Below are 15425 nucleotides of genomic sequence, written 5' to 3' on the forward strand. Positions count from 1 at the left end.
GCTGGCCGCCAAACGGCTGGACGGCCGGATTCAGCCCAGCGCGCTGCGATAGCCGGTGTCGATGCTGATGCTGCCGCCTACCGCACGCGACACGCAGGCACACAGCTTGCGATTCTCCCGGCGCTGCTCGTCGCTGAAGAACACGTCGCGGTGATCGATATCGGCGGAACTGTCCAGCACGTCCACTGCACACAAACCGCATTCGCCACGGCGGCACTCGGCGATCAGCTCCACCCCGGCATCGGCCAATGCGTCCAGCATCGATTCGTTTTCAGCCACCGGCACTTCCAGGCCCAGCTCCGGCAACTTCACCACGAACGCCTGCGCCGGCACCCGCCCGCTATTGCCGAAGGTTTCGAAGTGCAGGCGCGCACGTGGCCGTCCGGCGGCGTGCCAGTGCTGGCGCACCGCTTCGAGCATGCCCAGCGGGCCGCACACATACACCTCGGCATTGGGCGACAGGCGCGCCAGTTCGGCAGCCAGATCCGGCGGGCCGGCGCTGTCGTCGCATTGCAACTGCAAACGTTCGCCCAGCAGTGCTTCCAGCGTGCCGACATACGCCATTGCGCTGCGCGAGCGGCCGGCGTACAGCAGACGAAACGCGCGATGCCGGCGCGCCAGCCGCTGCGCCATGCCGATGATCGGGGTGATGCCGATACCGCCGGCGATCAGCAGGATTTCCTCGCCGCTTTCGTCCAGCGCGAAATTGTTGCTGGGCGGGGACATCTCCACCACGTCGCCCGGCGCAAGCGTCCACATCTGCAGCGAGCCGCCGCGGCTGTCGGGCATTTGTCGTACTGCAATCTGGTAGTACCCATCGGCACGCGGTTCGCCCACCAACGAATACGAGCGCACATCGTCGCGGCCATGCAACTGCAAACGGAAATCCACGTGGCTGCCCACCTCGAAGCTGCGCGCGGCGGTACCGGGATCGAGCACGATTTCGCGCACGCCCGGGCAGGCGTCGGCAATACTGACCACGCGGGCGCGATGCCACTGGGTGTCTTTACGCATGAAGGGCTCCAGGCAATGAGGTCTGTGGGCCGGCGCCGGCTGCGACGGGGCTGCAATGCGTCGCTGTGATCGATGACAGGGCGGTCCGCATGCGACGTGCTCAGCCCACCATGCGCAACGACAGATCCTGCGCGCGTTGTTCCTGCGCGATCAGGCGGTCGATCACGCGTCGCGCCCACATGCCGCCGGCATCGACGTTGAGGTTGTAGAAGGTGTGATCCGGGTGCGCATCGATGGCGCGTTGCTGCGCTTCCAGCACTGCTTCGTCTTCGCCGAAGACGCCTGTCACGCCCTCGCGGGTGAGCGTGGTCAGCGACTGGTCGTGCAGCGCGTAGTTGCGCATGAACGCCCAGAAGTAATGGCAGGTGGTGTCGGTTTCGGGAGTGATGGTGTTGAGCACGTAGCCGTTGACGCCCTGGCTGCGATCGCCCTCGGGCGCACCGGTGCCGGCGATGGCCACCCCCACATCGATGGCGATGGTGGAGGGCGCCTCGAAACGGATGATCTGCCTGCGATCGACCTTGCCGCGGTAGTCCAGTTGGCGGGCGATCTGGCTGGCCCAGAACGGCGGCGGGTCGATATTGCGCATCCAGCGCGACACGATGACGCTGCGATCGCCATGCACCACATCGAATGGCGCTTCGGCCACTTCGTCCTGGCCGATGCTGGAGCCGTGCACGAAGGTCTCGTGGGTCAGGTCCATCAGGTTGTCCAGCACTAGCCGATAGTCGCATTTGGCGTGGATGGTACGGCCATCGCCGGCCCACGCCGGATCGTGCGACCAGTGCAGGTCGGGGATCAGGCGCGTATCGGCCTTGGCCGGGTCGCCCGGCCAGATCCAGACGTAGCGGTGTTTTTCGGCCACCGGGAAGCTGCGCACGCAGGCCGAGGGATTGATGGTGTCCTGCGAGGGCATGTGCACGCAGCGCCCCTGCGTGTTGTAGACCAGCCCGTGATAGCCGCACACCACATCGTCGCCGCGCAGCTTGCCCATCGACAACGGCACCAGCCGATGCCAGCACGCGTCTTCGAGCGCAACGACTGTGCCGGCGGTGGTGCGGTAGACCACCACGTCCAGGTTGCAGAGCTTGCGCGGGCTGAGCACGTGCTTGATCTCATGGTCCCAGGCAACGGCATACCACGCGTTGAGGGGAAACAGCGGCTTGGACTGCGACATGACCGTGACTCCTGGGTATGTAGGCAACCTGGATGCGACGCGGCTTGCGCCGGCCTGCAGCTAGTTAGCGCGCATCGCAACGCTGGCGTCCGCTTGCGAGCGAAGTTATGTATACACCGGAGACAATGTGGGCGCGCCACTGGTCTGGCGAAATTGTGCGAATATCGATTCGAGTCACCGATTATCGGATTGACCGTCCCGTCGGCTGCGCCTACCGTGACCCCACGCTCGCTGTGCTGAAGGGAACGCAATGGCCGAAATCGTCGCTCTCGCCGACGCGGTGTCGCAGCTGATCGCCGATGGCGACTGCGTGGCGATGGAAGGCTTCACCCATCTGATTCCGCAAGCGGCCGGGCACGAAGTCATTCGCCAGCGCAAGCGCGCGCTGCGTCTGGTGCGCATGACGCCGGACCTGATCTACGACCAGTTGATCGGCGCCGGCTGCGCGACAGCGCTGCGGTTTTCCTGGGGCGGCAATCCCGGCGTCGGCTCGTTGCACCGGTTGCGCGATGCAGTGGAACACGCCTGGCCGCAGCCGCTGCAGATTCGCGAACACAGTCACGCCGATATGGCCAATGCCTATGTGGCCGGTGCGTCGGGGCTGCCGTTTGCAGTGTTGCGCGGGTATGTCGGTTCGGATCTGCCGCGCGTCAACGACAGCATCAGGTTCCTGCAGTGCCCGTATACCGGCCAGACACTGGCCACCTCGCCGGCCGTCAATCCCGATGTCACGGTGATCCACGCCCAGCAGGCCGATCGCCGCGGCAACGTGCTGCTGTGGGGCATTCTGGGTGTGCAGAAAGAGGCCGCGCTGGCAGCGCGCAAGGTGATCGTGACGGTGGAAGAGATCGTCGACAGCCTCGATGCGCCACCCAATGCCTGCATCCTGCCGCGTTGGGTGGTCGATGCGGTCTGCGTGGTGCCCGGTGGCGCCGCGCCCTCGTATGCGCATGGCTATTACGCGCGCGACAACCGGTTCTATCTGGCCTGGGATGCGATCGCGCGCGACCGTGCGACGTTCCAGGCCTGGATCCAGGCGCATATTCTCGACACCGACGACTTCGCCGGTTTTCAGCGCGTGTATGCACGGTCGCAGCAGCAGGTGGCCGCATGAGCGCCTACAGCACCAACGAAATGATGACGGTGGCCGCTGCGCGTCGCCTGCCCGATGGCGCGGTGTGTTTTGTCGGCATCGGCTTGCCGTCCACTGCCGCCAATCTGGCGCGGCTTACGCATGCGCCCGACGTCACCTTGATCTACGAATCCGGCCCGATCGGTGCGCGCCCGCAGGTTTTGCCGCTCTCGATCGGCGATGGCGAGCTGGCCGAAACCGCCGACACCGTGGTCTCCACGCCAGAGATCTTCCGCTACTGGTTGCAGGGCGGGCGCGTGGACGTGGGCTTTCTGGGCGCGGCGCAGATCGATCGCTACGCCAACCTCAACACCACCGTGATTGGCTCCTATGACGCACCGAAGACGCGGCTTCCCGGCGCCGGTGGCGCGCCGGAAATCGCGGCCAGCGCCAAGCAGGTGTTCATCATTATGCGCCAATCCACACGCAGCTTCGTTTCACGCTTGGACTTCATCACCACGGTCGGGCATCTGGACGGGGGCGATGCGCGCGCGCGTGCTGGCCTGCCCGGCGCCGGCCCGACCGTGGTCGTCACCGACCTGTGCGTGATGGAGCCCGACCCTGTGACCCGCGAACTCACCGTGACCTCGTTGCATCCCGGCACCACGCGCCAGCAGGTCAGCGCGGCGACCGGGTGGCCGATCCGGTTCGCCGCCGACCTTGCACACACCACGCCGCCCAGCGGTGCCGAGCTGGACGCCCTGCGCGCGCTGCAGGCACGCACCGATGCGGCACATGGCGCGCAGGCAGCGGGAGCCCAGGCATGAGCGAGGTGTATCTGATCGATGGCATCCGCACGCCGATCGGCCGTTACGGTGGCGCCTTGTCCAGCGTGCGTGCCGACGACCTGGGCGCAGTGCCGATCGCCGCATTGCTGGCGCGGCAGCCGCAGCTGGAGCCGGCCGCAATCGACGATGTGTACCTGGGCTGCGCCAACCAGGCCGGCGAAGACAATCGCAATGTCGCGCGGATGAGTCTGTTGCTGGCCGGCGTGCCGTCTTCGGTGCCGGGCAGCACGCTCAATCGCCTGTGCGGCTCGGGCTTGGACGCGATCGGCACGGTGGCGCGCGGCATGCGTGCCGGCGAACTGGATCTTGCCATTGCCGGCGGTGTCGAATCGATGTCGCGCGCGCCCTGGGTGATGGGCAAGGCCGACAGCGCCTTCGCCCGCACCCAGCAGCTGGAAGACACCACCATGGGCTGGCGCTTCATCAATCCGCGCCTGCAAGCCGTCTATGGCATCGAATTGATGGGTGAAACGGCAGAGAACGTGGCACAGCGGTATGCCATCGCGCGCCAAGACCAGGATGCGTTTGCCCTGCGCAGCCAGCAGCGCGCAGCGGCGGCGCAGGCGGCCGGTTTTTTCGATGGCGAAATCACCCCGGTGGCCGTGGCCGCGCGCAAGGGCGGCGATGCCTCCACCGTCGAACACGATGAAGCGCCGCGTCCCAACACCACCGCCGAGATGTTGGCCAAGCTCAAACCGGTGTTCCGCCAGCCCGGTACCGTGACGGCCGGCAATGCCTCCGGTCTCAACGATGGCGCCGCTGCCTTGCTGCTGGCCTCGGCGCAGGCCGTGCAGACGCATCGGCTGACGCCGCGTGCGCGTGTGCTGGGGTTCGCCTCGGCGGGCGTGGAGCCGGCGTACATGGGCATCGGCCCGGTGCCGGCCACCGAGCGTCTGCTGGCGCGCTTGAACCTGCGCATCGCGCAGTTCGATGCGATCGAACTCAATGAAGCCTTCGCCGCGCAGGCGCTGGCCTGCACGCGTGCATTGGGCCTGGCCGACGATGCCGCACACGTCAATGCCAACGGTGGCGCCATTGCGCTTGGGCATCCGCTCGGCATGAGCGGCGCGCGGCTGGCGCTGACCTTGCTGCGGCAGCTGGAGGCGGGCAACGGGCGGTTCGGGCTGGCCAGCATGTGCATCGGCGTGGGGCAGGGCGTGGCGTTGGCGATCGAGCGCCTGTGAACCGGCCGTTGCAACCTCCCTCGTCCTTCCCTCGCACCCATGTCGTTCGAGTCGTCTTGCTGCCGACGGAGATTCAAGATGCGCGATCCCACCGCTGAGCAACCTGCCATCGCCGCCGAACCGCTGCTCGGTTATCGCCGCAGCCGGCCCGGTACGCAGCCGGCCTACCTGCATCCGGCATACGCTTCCACCACCCTGCGCGGGCCCACGCGTGCGCCGATCGACCTGCCGGTCACGCTGTCGGAAGTCACTGGCCCGCGCCTGGACCGGCTTACGCTGGGCGCGCACGCGGCCGATCTCACTGCCGGTTTCAGTGGCGCGCCGCTGGGCGAGCGCATCATCGTCTCCGGCCGCGTGCTCGACGAAAACGGCAGGCCGGTCCGCAACAGCATCGTTGAAGTGTGGCAATGCAATGCGGCAGGCCGCTACCAGCACGCTGGCGACCAGCACGACGCACCGCTGGACCCCAACTTCCGCGGCACCGGCCAGGTGCTGACCGATGCGCACGGCCGCTACAGTTTCAAGACCATCAAGCCGGGCGCGTATCCGTGGCGCAATCACTACAACGCCTGGCGGCCGGCGCACATCCATTTTTCGTTGCACGGCGATGGCATCGGGCAGCGGCTGGTCACTCAGATGTATTTCCCCGGCGACCCGCTACTGGCGCACGACCCCATCTACAACTGCGTCGACGATGCGTTGGCGCGTGAACGCATGGTGTCCAGTTTCGACTGGGAAAATGCGGTCAGCGAATACGCATTGGCCTACCGCTTCGACATCGTCTTGCGCGGTCGCAAGCAAACGGTCTGGGAGTGACACGATGAGCCTGCATGCAACGCCGTCGCAGACCGTCGGCCCATATTACCGGCTTGGCTTGGAGCCGCTGTATCGCCAACAGATCGCACCTGCGCAGGCAGCGGGCGCGCATGTGCAGATCAGCGGTTGCATCTTCGATGGTGCCGGCGCGCCCGTGGCCGATGCGGTGCTGGAAGTGTGGCAAGCCGATGCTGCCGGCATCTATGCGCATGCGGCCGACCCTCGCTGCCAGGCGCACGACCCCAGCTTCGACGGCTGGGGCCGCGTGCCGACCGACGCGCACGGGCGTTTTTCCTTCAGCACCATCAAGCCGGGCAGGGTGGCGGGCCCGGACGGCAAGCAGCAGGCAGCGCATCTGACGGTGCTGGTGTTCATGCGCGGCCTGCTGCGCGCGGCGTCGACGCGGCTGTATTTCGCCGACGACCCGCAGCTGGGCAGCGACCCGATCCTGGCGCTGGTGCCGGCTGAGCGGCGCGCCACCTTGCTGGCCCAGCCGCTTCCAGGTGGTGCCTACACCTGGGACATCCACATGCAGGGTGAAGCGGAAACGGTGTTCTTCCGCTATTGATCCGCATGCCGATCTTGAAACGCCGTCTGTGTGCGGGGACCGCGCTGCATCCTGCCGGCACGCTGCCGCGCCAACAGCGCCAACAGCGCCAACAGCGCCAACAGCGCCAACAGCGCTACGCGCGCGAGTGCACAAGCGCCCGCCGCCACAAAACCGCCCAGGTCTCTCCGGCGGCACGCAATGCGCCATGACGGCGCACGCACACGCCTCAGGGGCGGCGGTCCGCGTGGCAAACGCGCGTGCACGCACCGCAAGTACGCATGGCCTCATCCACATCACCCCGGCAGTGGCAGGCGCGCCGCATGCATTGCCCTTTGGTCTAGTTGGCACCCTGGGACATCGGTGCGATGCTGCCGGCACGCCTAGAGATGCAATGCATGAGCGCGACATCTTCGTTGTTGGGATCCTTGTTCGGCGCGCCTGCGTGCGAGGCCTTGTTCGACGATGCCGCGCGCGTGCAGGCGATGCTGCAGTTCGAGTCCGCACTGGCGTGCGCCCAGGCGCAGTGCGGGGTGATTCCCGCCGAGGCCGCGCAGGCCATTGCCGCTGCCTGCGATGTGCAGCACTACGACCTGGCCGCGTTGGCGCAGGCCACGGCGCTGGCCGGCAACCCCGCCATTCCGCTGGTCAAGGCGCTGACCGCGCAGGTGGCCGCGCACGACAACTCCGCTGCGCGCTGGGTGCACTGGGGCGCGACCAGCCAGGACGTCATCGATACCGGCACGGTGCTGCAGCTGCGCGCTGCGCTCGATCTGTTGCTGCCGCGTCTGCACGCCCTGTGCGCCGATCTGGCGGTGCTGGCCGAAAGCGAGCGCAACACCGGCCTGCCCGGACGCACCCTGCTGCAGCAGGCCGTGCCGGTCACCTTCGGGCTCAAGGTCGCCGGTTGGCTGGACGCCCTGCAGCGTGCGCAGCAGCGCCTGCACGGCTTGCGGCGCGATGCCCTGGTGCTGCAGTTCGGCGGCGCGGCCGGCACCCTGGCCTCGTTGCAGGGCCGTGGCCTGGAAGTGGCGCAGGCCTTGGCGAGCACGCTGGCGTTGCCGCTGCCTGCGCTGCCCTGGCATACCGCGCGCGACCGCATCGTCGAGGTCGGCTGCGCCTTCGGCCTGCTGGCTGGCACGTTGGGCAAGATCGGCGGCGACGTGGTGTTGCTGATGCAATCGGAGGTGGGCGAAGCGTTCGAGCCGGCCGCCACCGGCAAGGGCGGCTCGTCGGCGATGCCGCACAAGCGCAATCCGGTCTCCAGCGTGGCAGCGGTGGCTGCGGCCACCCGCGTACCGGGCCTGGTCGCCACCTTGTTCAGCGCCATGGCACAGCCGCACGAGCGCGCGGCCGGCCAATGGCATGCCGAATGGGACACCTTGCCGCAGATCGTCTGCCTCACCGCCGGCAGCCTGGCGCAGATGCAGCTGTGCCTGTCCGGCCTGGAACTGGATCGCACGCGCATGCAGGCGCATTTGGACAGCCACGGCGGGCTGCTCTACGCCGAGGCGGCGGTGTTCGCGCTCGCGCCACACCTAGGCAAGCCGCAGGCGCACGCCCTGGTGGAACAGGCAGCGCTGCGCGCGCAGGCACAGCAACGGCATCTGCGCGAGGTGCTTGGCGAGCACGCGCAGGTGAGCGCGGTGCTCACGCACGCGCAACTGCAGGCAGTGTTCGATAGCGCAAGTTGGCGCGGCATGTCCTCGGTGTGGATCGACCGCGTGCTGGCTGGATCTTCTTCCTGTTGACGGTGCCTCGATGGCTTATCTCCAGTTGCCCACGCATCGCCTGCATTACCGCCTGGACGGCACCGAAGGACGCCCCTGGCTGACCTTCTGCAATTCGCTGGGCACCGATCTGCACATGTGGGACGTGCAGATCGAAGCCTTCGCCCCGCACTACCGCATCCTGCGCTACGACCGCCGTGGCCACGGGTATTCGGAGACGCCGCCCGGCCCGTATGGCGTGGCCGACCTGGGTCGGGACGTGCTGGCACTGTGGGACGCGCTGGAGATCGCACAAAGCGATTTCTGCGGCCTGTCGATCGGCGGGCTCACCGGCCAGTGGCTGGGCCTGCATGCACCGCAGCGCTTGCGCCGGCTGGTGGTATGCGCCACCGCCCAGAAGATCGGCAATGCCGCCACCTGGGAAACCCGCATCGAACAGGTGCGCAGCGAGGGCCTTCCGACGCTGATCGATGCCACGCTGCAACGCTGGTTTACCCCGGAATTTGCCGTCAGCCACGCGCAGCGCCTGGACATGATCGCCGCTGCCTTCGTCTCCACTTCGCCGGCCGGGTACATCGCCTGCTGCCAGGCGGTGGCCGATGCCGATTTCCGTGGCGCGCTGGATGGGTTGAACCTGCCGCTGCTGGCGCTGGCCGGCGACGACGACCCGGTGTGCCCACCGCCTGACCTGCGCGAGATCGCCTATGCCGCGCCGGACGGTCATTACGCCCAGGTGCCCGGCCGCCACATCTGCAACCTGGAATCGCCGGCCGCGTTCAATCAGGCGGTGCTCGGCTTTCTTCAGGGCCAGTGAGCTTTCCCACCTTGCAAGGACCTTCCATGCACGAAGACGAACGTTATCAAGCCGGCATGCGCCAGCGCCGGCGCGTCCTTGGCGATGCACATGTCGACCGCGCGCTGGCCGCGCGTAGCGACTTCACCGAAGAGTTTCAGGACCTGATCACCCGCTACGCCTGGGGCAGCATCTGGACCCGCGACGGCCTGCCGGCCCACACCCGTTCGCTGATCACCCTGTCGATGATGATCGCGCTAGGCCACGATGAAGAATTCAAGCTGCACGTGCGTGCGGCGCGCAACAACGGCGTGACGCCTGCGCAGATCAAGGAAGTGCTGCTGCAGGCGGCGATCTACTGCGGCGTGCCGGCCGCCAACCACGCGTTCGCGCTGGCCAGGCCGATCCTGGAAGAGCAAGCCGCCGAGACCGGCGTAGCATCGACGGCGCAACCTCGGTAAGGTCGTTTCAGTGCGGTGGACAAAACGATGGCGCTCAGCGTCCGGCGCGCGTGCTCGGTACTCGGTGCGGCGTGGACCACCCGTCCACCGTGGTGCCTGGCGCGCCATCCACAGTCGCTTGCCGACTGCGCGCACGCATGTGTTGGCCACGCTCAATCCACTGTAACCGGAGACATCGCATGCTGCGTCGCCTGGTCTGCCTGCTGTTGTCGTCCTTGGTCACGGTGGCGCTGCACGCACAACCGCAACCCGGGCCCGGCACCGTGGTGTCGCAGGTGCGGACCGACGATGGCCAGACGCTGGCCGTGTGGTCGCGCGTGCCCGCGCAGCCGCGTGGTGCGATCGTGCTGGTGCACGGCCGCACCTGGAGTGCATTGCCCAACTTCGATTTGCAGGTGCCTGGCGAACCGCGTGACGCGCGCTCTGTCCTTGCGGCGCTCGCGCAAGCCGGGTTTGCTGCGTACGCGGTGGATCTGCGCGGCTACGGCGGCAGCCCACGCGACCGCACGGGCTGGAATACGCCCGCCCGTGCAGTGGCCGATGTCCGCAGCGTGCTGGCCTGGGTCGCGCAGACCCATCCCGATGTGCCGCCGCCCGCACTGCTGGGCTATTCCAACGGCGCGCGAGTGGCGTTGCTGCTTGCCCAGCAACAACCGCAGGCGATGTCTGCACTGGTGTTGTTCGGCTTCCCGGACGATGTGGATGCACCGCCCGCGCCGGAAGTTCCGGCAGCTCGGCCCGTGCGCGCACCCACCACGGCCGCTGCGGCCGGTGAGGACTTCATCACCGCCCATGCGGCACCACCGGCCGTGCGTGCGGCTTACGTCGCCCAGGCGTTGGCAGCGGACCCGGTGCGCACCGACTGGCGCGCGATGGAGCAGTTCGCCTTCCATCCCGAGCAGGTCGCAACGCTCCCGGTCTTGCTGTTGCGCGGCGTCGACGACCCGATCGCCACCCAGGCAGACAATGCTCATCTCTACGCACGTCTGCGCAGCGAAGATCGCAGCTGGGTGACCTTGCCGCACGCCGACCACGTGGCCCAGGTCGAAGACAGCCACGCAGCCTGGGTGGACGCGGTGGTGCGCTTTTTGCGCCGGCCGCGCTAAGCGCAGCGGACGGATGACTGCGCAGCCGCGAGGCGGGCGCGGCGCATGTTCGACCTGGCGCCTGCCAGTCGCAACTCCGGCGCCTGCACACATCCCGCGCCAGTGACGGATTGCGACGCTTCATCGCCGCTCCGAGCCGGTAGGCCCGCAGCACCGGGTGGCAGTCAATTCGCACCTGGCGTGCACGCGCGTTGCAACCCGTCGCCTGCCTAAGCGTCGTCCCACGCCAGATGCGCGCTTGCAAGTGCTTGACCTGTGCGATCGATCGCTGCACCGCCAGCGCAACGCAACGCAAGCGCCAGGTTGCATGCTGCGCCGGCACCGCCTTGTCAGGCTCTAGCTCAACAAGGTTCCCAGCCGTTGCGCTGCCCGCTTCAGCGGTTCCAGCAACTGCGTTTGCATCGTCTGCAGGCTCACCCGCCCGGCCTGGGCGCCGATGTTGAGCGCGGCGATCACTTCGCCGCGCAGGTTGCGCACCGGCACGGCGATCGAGCGCAGGCCGATTTCCAGTTCCTGATCGGTCAGGCACATGCCTTCGCGGCGCGTGCGCGCCAGCACCTCCAGCAGCGCCGAGGCCTGGGTCACCGTGCGGTCGGTCCGCGGACGCAAGGTGGTACGTTCCAGATACGCCTGCAAGGTGTCGCCGGGCAGCGCGGCCAGCAATACCCGCCCCATCGAGGTGCAATAAGCCGGCAGGCGGGTGCCCGGCCGGAGCCCGATCGACATGATGCGCACCGTTTCCGACCGCGCCACGTACAGCAGGTCGTCGCCATCCAGCACGCCCAGCGAACACGATTCGTGCAACTGGTCGCGCAGCCCGTCCAGGACCGGCTGCGCGGCCGCGGTCATCGATGACGCCGCCGCGTACGCGCCGCCGATCCCCAGCACGCGCGGCAGCAACACGTAGCCACGCCCTTGCTCGCCCACATAGCCCAGCTTGGCCAGCGTATGCAGCACGCGCCGGACCGCCGCGCGCGAGATGCCGGTTTCCAGGCTGATCTGCGACATCGTCACTTCGCGCGCGTGCTGCGCGAACACGCTCAGCACCACCAGCCCGCGGCCTAGCGAGGTCATGAAGTCCGGATCGCCCTGGGCGGCGGCGATCTGCTGCATCAATTCATGCGGCAGGCCACGCTCGCTGCCGGCCGCAACCACGGCGGCGGGACGTTTGCGGCGGCTGGAGGCGGGCTCGGGCATTAGGAGTGCGGTAGCGGACAGGTCCGTGCATGGTAAGCGCTCGCGCCATGGCATGCCCCGGCTCACACTCTGCGCGTGGGCATGTAAGCGCTTCACCCTGCTTGCCGCATAATCGTCGCTGGTTTGTGACGGATCGGTGCGCTTAGTCCATGAAAACCCCCAACGGCCTGCAGCCGCTGATCGACGACGGCGTCATCGACGAAGTGTTGCGACCACTCAAGAGCGGCAAGGAAGCCTCTGTCTACGTGGTGAGCGCAGGCGCCGAGATCCTGTGCGCCAAGGTCTACAAGGACATGGCGCAACGCAGTTTCCAGGCGCGCGTGCAGTACCAGGAAGGCCGTAAAGTGCGTGGCAGCCGGCAGGCGCGTGCGATGGGCAAGGCCACCAAGTTCGGCCGCAAGGAAGCTGAAACCGCCTGGAAGAACACCGAAGCCGACGCGCTCTACCAATTGGTGGATGCCGGCGTGCATGTGCCCAAACCGCGCGGCTATTTCCACGGGGTATTGCTGATGGACCTGGTCACCGATGACGCCGGTCACAGCGCACCGCGGCTGGGCGAGGTGGACCTGGAACCCGAGCAGGCGCGCGCCTTCCACACCAGCCTGATCGGCGATGTGGTCAAGATGCTGTCGCTGGGACTGGTGCACGGCGATCTGTCCGAATACAACGTGCTGGTTTCGCCCGATGGCCCGGTGGTGATCGACTTTCCGCAGGTGGTCAGCGCCGCCGGCAACAATGCCGCGCGCGACATGCTGCTGCGCGACGTGCACAACCTGCGCGACTGCCTGGGCCGTTTCGCGCCCGAGCTGCTGGACACCCATTACGGCGAAGAGATGTGGGCGCTGTTCGAAAAGGGCGAACTGCGTCCGGACAGCGTGCTTACCGGGCGCTTCAAGTTCGATACCCGTCGCGCCGATGTACGCGCCGTCCGTGCCTCGATCGAAGATGCGCGCCAGGAAAACCTCATTCGCCAGCAAGGCCGCGAAGCGGCTGCCGAAGACAACGACTAGGCAGCGCCACTGGCCGCTGCGCCGGCCGCCAGGTCCGCAACAGCAGCGCATCGGTCGCGATGCAATGCAGCAAATTCAACGCGCGCGCTGCGGTACCGGCACTGTCGTCGAGCGGCCGATCTACGCGTGGGTGGTCACTTTTCCCAGCAATTCCGGACTTTTTGCACTTGTGCCCGGCCCACCGGCCTTTCCGTCAGCACTAGTTAACGATTCGAATAGTGATGGTTCATAACAATCTGGCAAGCTCGACCATCGCCTATCGGAGAGTTCGTCATGTCGTTTGATCCTGATGTCGTGCGCCTGTTCGCCCAGCTTCAAGAGGCGGCGCAGCCGCCCATGGAAACCCTGCCGATCGAAGGCGCGCGCGCGATGATGCGCGCGGTGGGCGCGCAGTTCGGCTTCCCCCGCATCGAAATGGCCGAGGTACGCGATCTGCAGGCCGATGCCGCTACCGGTGCGGTGCCGTTGCGCTTGTATCGCCCCACCGGGCTCGCGGCCGGCCCGGCCCCGACCTGCCTGTTCGTGCACGGCGGCGGCGGTCTGGTCGGCGATCTCGAGTCGCATGACGATGTGTGCCGGCACCTGGCGGCGCGTGCCGGCTGTCAGGTGCTGGCGATCCATTACCGCCTCGCCCCCGAGCACCCGGCGCCGGCCGGCGTGGAAGATGTCATCGCCACATTGCATTGGCTGGTTGCGCACCCGGACACGGTCGGCGCCGATGTGCAGCGCCTTGCGATCTGCGGCGACAGCATCGGCGGCGCCATGGCCGCGGTTGCCGCACTGGCCGCGCGCGATGCCGGCATCGCCTTGCGTTGCCAACTGCTGGTCTATCCGCTGACCGACGCGCGCCAGGACAGCGGCTTGTATCCATCGCGCTCGCTCAACGCCGGCTTGCCACCGTTGACTGCGGCAGCGGTGGAATTCTTCAACCGCCATCTGCTGCCCGATATGGCGGTGGCCAACGACTGGCGTGTCTCGCCGATGCTGGCGCCGGATGTCGCAGGCGTCGCGCCTGCGCTGGTCGTGGTCTGCGACCGCGACATGCTTTACGACGAAGGCCGCGCCTATGCCGAGCGCCTGCGTGCGGCGCGAGTGGAAGTCACCCTGCACAGTTTCCCGGGCATGATCCACGGCTTCATCAACATGGGCAGCGTCTTGCGTGCTGCCGGTGAAACGCTGGACCTGGCGGCGTTGACGCTGCGCCAGCGCCTGCTGCCCGCGATCGAACGCAGGGCAGCCTGACAACCTGTGGCAGCCGTGCCGTGCCGTGCCGAGGCGCACGCGCTGCCGCAACTCCGGCGGTGTCACTGCAGCGGCGGTGCGGGTGTCACGGCGTGCTCGCCCGCCTCGCAAAAAGAACACCTGGATGCAGGCATGCGCCGGCCTGCATGCCGGCGCCGATGGGCGCTGCGCACCACGCGGAGTGTCGCAGTCGGCATCGGTTGCTCGTCGGCAGTTCGCAGTTAACATCGAATCGGCTAGCGCATCGCAGCCCGGTGTCGATTGAACGCACCGCTTTCAACCTCGCCCTGCAACCGGCCCGCGCACGCGGCGCTCAGAAATTGAAGCGGAACGTGGTCATCAAGACGTGGTTTTCCCGATCCACCGCACGCGTGTTGACGAACTGATGCAGGTAACCGACGTCGGCGTTGGCAATGGCATTGAATTTCCAGTTGATGCCGACAAACACCCGATTCTGATCGAGTCCGCGCTGCGCGCCCCATCGCGTCTGATCCAGATTGACGAACACTTCGTCGAACGCCACCCACGACAATTGCGGACTGAAGCCGCTGGGGCGCACCGCGCGGATCATTTGCCGCACGCGATACCCTTCATCGCTGAAGCCTTCGCGGTGACGCTGTTCCAGGCGCGTGCGGCTGGTAATGGTGATCTCGGCAATCGGATCGAATTGATATTGAAATTGCCCCCACCAGCGATTTTCGCGGTTGGATGGCTGCCCGGCCGGATGGCTGATGATGGTGTCGTACCCCATCCAGACGCTGGCCTTGGGGTTGAGCCGGTAGAACACCGCCGGGCGCAGGATCAATTGATCGAACTGCTCGCCTTCTTCGCGCCAGCGCGGATGCACATCCATGCTCCAGTACAGGTTTTCGACCGGCAGCTTGCCTTGCGCATAGACGCTCAGCCAGTAACGCCCGTCTTCTTCGGTCTTGGCATGCGCCGGCCAACTGCATGCCGCTGTCAACAGCAGCAGGGCGCAGACGCTGCGGAAGAGTGCCGGCAACAACGTGCGAGATGCGTTCATGTGTCGAAATGTGTAGTCGTTGGCAAATCATAGCAATAACGCTTGAGCCCGCTTCAACCGTTCGGTCGGCTCAGGGCGCCTTTGCTCGTCCGCATGTTCGCGCATCGGGACACGCCATCGCTTCGCGATGACTGGCGCGGTCACCGCTGCCTTTACGGAATGGATGCCCCGACGATCGCTGACGACGGGCAGCGATCGTCGCGT

The 15425-nt window shown here is 67.0% G+C and carries 15 protein-coding genes; 11 read left to right on the forward strand and 4 right to left on the reverse strand.

Annotation, left to right across the window (positions count from 1 at the left end):
- Positions 1–30: 30 nt before the first annotated feature.
- Positions 31–1014, reverse strand: a complete 984-nt coding sequence (locus ACCQ03_RS02165; RefSeq protein ID WP_057663627.1) for a PDR/VanB family oxidoreductase — start codon at positions 1012–1014, stop codon at positions 31–33.
- Positions 1015–1114: 100 nt separating this feature from the next.
- Positions 1115–2191, reverse strand: a complete 1077-nt coding sequence (locus ACCQ03_RS02170) for an aromatic ring-hydroxylating dioxygenase subunit alpha (RefSeq protein ID WP_209225180.1) — start codon at positions 2189–2191, stop codon at positions 1115–1117.
- A gap of 250 nt (positions 2192–2441) precedes the next feature.
- On the opposite strand from ACCQ03_RS02170, the gene ACCQ03_RS02175 reads away from it, so the two are divergent.
- The 9 genes from ACCQ03_RS02175 (at position 2442) to ACCQ03_RS02215 (ending at position 10748) form a co-directional block, all read left to right on the forward strand.
- Entirely contained in the window at positions 2442–3305 is an 864-nt protein-coding gene (locus ACCQ03_RS02175) for a CoA transferase subunit A (RefSeq protein WP_057658895.1), read from the forward strand.
- On the forward strand, positions 3302–4090 hold the full coding sequence (locus ACCQ03_RS02180) for a CoA-transferase subunit beta (protein WP_057678528.1): 789 nt from the start codon (positions 3302–3304) through the stop codon (positions 4088–4090). The genes ACCQ03_RS02175 and ACCQ03_RS02180 overlap by 4 nt, the downstream gene beginning before the upstream one ends.
- Complete coding sequence (pcaF, locus tag ACCQ03_RS02185) at positions 4087–5295, forward strand: 3-oxoadipyl-CoA thiolase (RefSeq protein ID WP_057678527.1); 1209 nt, start codon at positions 4087–4089, stop codon at positions 5293–5295. Before ACCQ03_RS02180 ends, pcaF begins: the two co-directional genes overlap by 4 nt.
- Positions 5296–5373: 78 nt before the next feature.
- Complete coding sequence (gene pcaH / locus ACCQ03_RS02190) at positions 5374–6111, forward strand: protocatechuate 3,4-dioxygenase subunit beta (protein ID WP_022558020.1); 738 nt, start codon at positions 5374–5376, stop codon at positions 6109–6111.
- Between the two features lie 4 nt (positions 6112–6115).
- Positions 6116–6679 (forward strand): protocatechuate 3,4-dioxygenase subunit alpha, encoded by a 564-nt coding sequence (gene pcaG, locus ACCQ03_RS02195; protein WP_057658890.1) that lies wholly within the window; start codon positions 6116–6118, stop codon positions 6677–6679.
- 377 nt (positions 6680–7056) lie between these two features.
- A complete protein-coding gene (locus ACCQ03_RS02200) occupies positions 7057–8409 on the forward strand; it encodes a 3-carboxy-cis,cis-muconate cycloisomerase (protein WP_150145404.1) in 1353 nt (450 codons plus the stop codon).
- A 10-nt stretch (positions 8410–8419) separates the two neighbouring features.
- Positions 8420–9202: a 3-oxoadipate enol-lactonase gene (pcaD, locus tag ACCQ03_RS02205; protein ID WP_057678860.1), complete on the forward strand. Its 783-nt coding sequence runs from the start codon at positions 8420–8422 to the stop codon at positions 9200–9202.
- 26 nt (positions 9203–9228) lie between these two features.
- The gene (gene pcaC / locus ACCQ03_RS02210; RefSeq protein WP_057678861.1) at positions 9229–9642 is read left to right on the forward strand and encodes a 4-carboxymuconolactone decarboxylase; all 414 of its coding nucleotides are present in this window, start codon (positions 9229–9231) and stop codon (positions 9640–9642) included.
- Between the two features lie 179 nt (positions 9643–9821).
- On the forward strand, positions 9822–10748 hold the full coding sequence (locus ACCQ03_RS02215) for an alpha/beta hydrolase (RefSeq protein ID WP_057678862.1): 927 nt from the start codon (positions 9822–9824) through the stop codon (positions 10746–10748).
- Between the two features lie 336 nt (positions 10749–11084).
- On the opposite strand, the gene ACCQ03_RS02220 is transcribed toward ACCQ03_RS02215, so the two are convergent.
- Complete coding sequence (locus ACCQ03_RS02220; RefSeq protein ID WP_057678863.1) at positions 11085–11945, reverse strand: IclR family transcriptional regulator domain-containing protein; 861 nt, start codon at positions 11943–11945, stop codon at positions 11085–11087.
- Between the two features lie 149 nt (positions 11946–12094).
- Here ACCQ03_RS02220 and ACCQ03_RS02225 point away from each other — a divergent pair, with 149 nt between their 5' ends.
- Both ACCQ03_RS02225 and ACCQ03_RS02230 read left to right on the forward strand, forming a co-directional pair.
- Positions 12095–12955, forward strand: a complete 861-nt coding sequence (locus ACCQ03_RS02225; RefSeq protein ID WP_008578107.1) for a PA4780 family RIO1-like protein kinase — start codon at positions 12095–12097, stop codon at positions 12953–12955.
- 273 nt (positions 12956–13228) lie between these two features.
- On the forward strand, positions 13229–14197 hold the full coding sequence (locus ACCQ03_RS02230) for an alpha/beta hydrolase (RefSeq protein WP_057678864.1): 969 nt from the start codon (positions 13229–13231) through the stop codon (positions 14195–14197).
- Between the two features lie 313 nt (positions 14198–14510).
- Here the strand turns inward: ACCQ03_RS02230 and ACCQ03_RS02235 are convergent, their stop codons facing one another.
- Positions 14511–15221 carry a DUF2490 domain-containing protein gene (locus ACCQ03_RS02235; RefSeq protein ID WP_057678865.1) on the reverse strand — a complete coding sequence of 237 codons (711 nt, stop codon included), beginning with the start codon at positions 15219–15221 and terminating at the stop codon, positions 14511–14513.
- Positions 15222–15425: the final 204 nt, after the last annotated feature.

It is taken from the genome of Xanthomonas sp. NCPPB 3569 (genome assembly GCF_041475645.2).
GTDB classification, from domain to species: domain Bacteria; phylum Pseudomonadota; class Gammaproteobacteria; order Xanthomonadales; family Xanthomonadaceae; genus Xanthomonas; species Xanthomonas phaseoli.

Bases quoted from the DNA above. Each gene is read 5' to 3' on its own strand.
- ACCQ03_RS02165 (WP_057663627.1), bottom strand. From the start codon at position 1,014: ATGCGTAAAGACACCCAGTGGCATCGCGCCCGCGTGGTCAGTATTGCC.
- ACCQ03_RS02170 (WP_209225180.1), bottom strand. From the start codon at position 2,191: ATGTCGCAGTCCAAGCCGCTGTTTCCCCTCAACGCGTGGTATGCCGTT.
- ACCQ03_RS02175 (WP_057658895.1), top strand. From the start codon at position 2,442: ATGGCCGAAATCGTCGCTCTCGCCGACGCGGTGTCGCAGCTGATCGCC.
- ACCQ03_RS02180 (WP_057678528.1), top strand. From the start codon at position 3,302: ATGAGCGCCTACAGCACCAACGAAATGATGACGGTGGCCGCTGCGCGT.
- pcaF (WP_057678527.1), top strand. From the start codon at position 4,087: ATGAGCGAGGTGTATCTGATCGATGGCATCCGCACGCCGATCGGCCGT.
- pcaH (WP_022558020.1), top strand. From the start codon at position 5,374: ATGCGCGATCCCACCGCTGAGCAACCTGCCATCGCCGCCGAACCGCTG.
- pcaG (WP_057658890.1), top strand. From the start codon at position 6,116: ATGAGCCTGCATGCAACGCCGTCGCAGACCGTCGGCCCATATTACCGG.
- ACCQ03_RS02200 (WP_150145404.1), top strand. From the start codon at position 7,057: ATGAGCGCGACATCTTCGTTGTTGGGATCCTTGTTCGGCGCGCCTGCG.
- pcaD (WP_057678860.1), top strand. From the start codon at position 8,420: ATGGCTTATCTCCAGTTGCCCACGCATCGCCTGCATTACCGCCTGGAC.
- pcaC (WP_057678861.1), top strand. From the start codon at position 9,229: ATGCACGAAGACGAACGTTATCAAGCCGGCATGCGCCAGCGCCGGCGC.
- ACCQ03_RS02215 (WP_057678862.1), top strand. From the start codon at position 9,822: ATGCTGCGTCGCCTGGTCTGCCTGCTGTTGTCGTCCTTGGTCACGGTG.
- ACCQ03_RS02220 (WP_057678863.1), bottom strand. From the start codon at position 11,945: ATGCCCGAGCCCGCCTCCAGCCGCCGCAAACGTCCCGCCGCCGTGGTT.
- ACCQ03_RS02225 (WP_008578107.1), top strand. From the start codon at position 12,095: ATGAAAACCCCCAACGGCCTGCAGCCGCTGATCGACGACGGCGTCATC.
- ACCQ03_RS02230 (WP_057678864.1), top strand. From the start codon at position 13,229: ATGTCGTTTGATCCTGATGTCGTGCGCCTGTTCGCCCAGCTTCAAGAG.
- ACCQ03_RS02235 (WP_057678865.1), bottom strand. From the start codon at position 15,221: ATGAACGCATCTCGCACGTTGTTGCCGGCACTCTTCCGCAGCGTCTGC.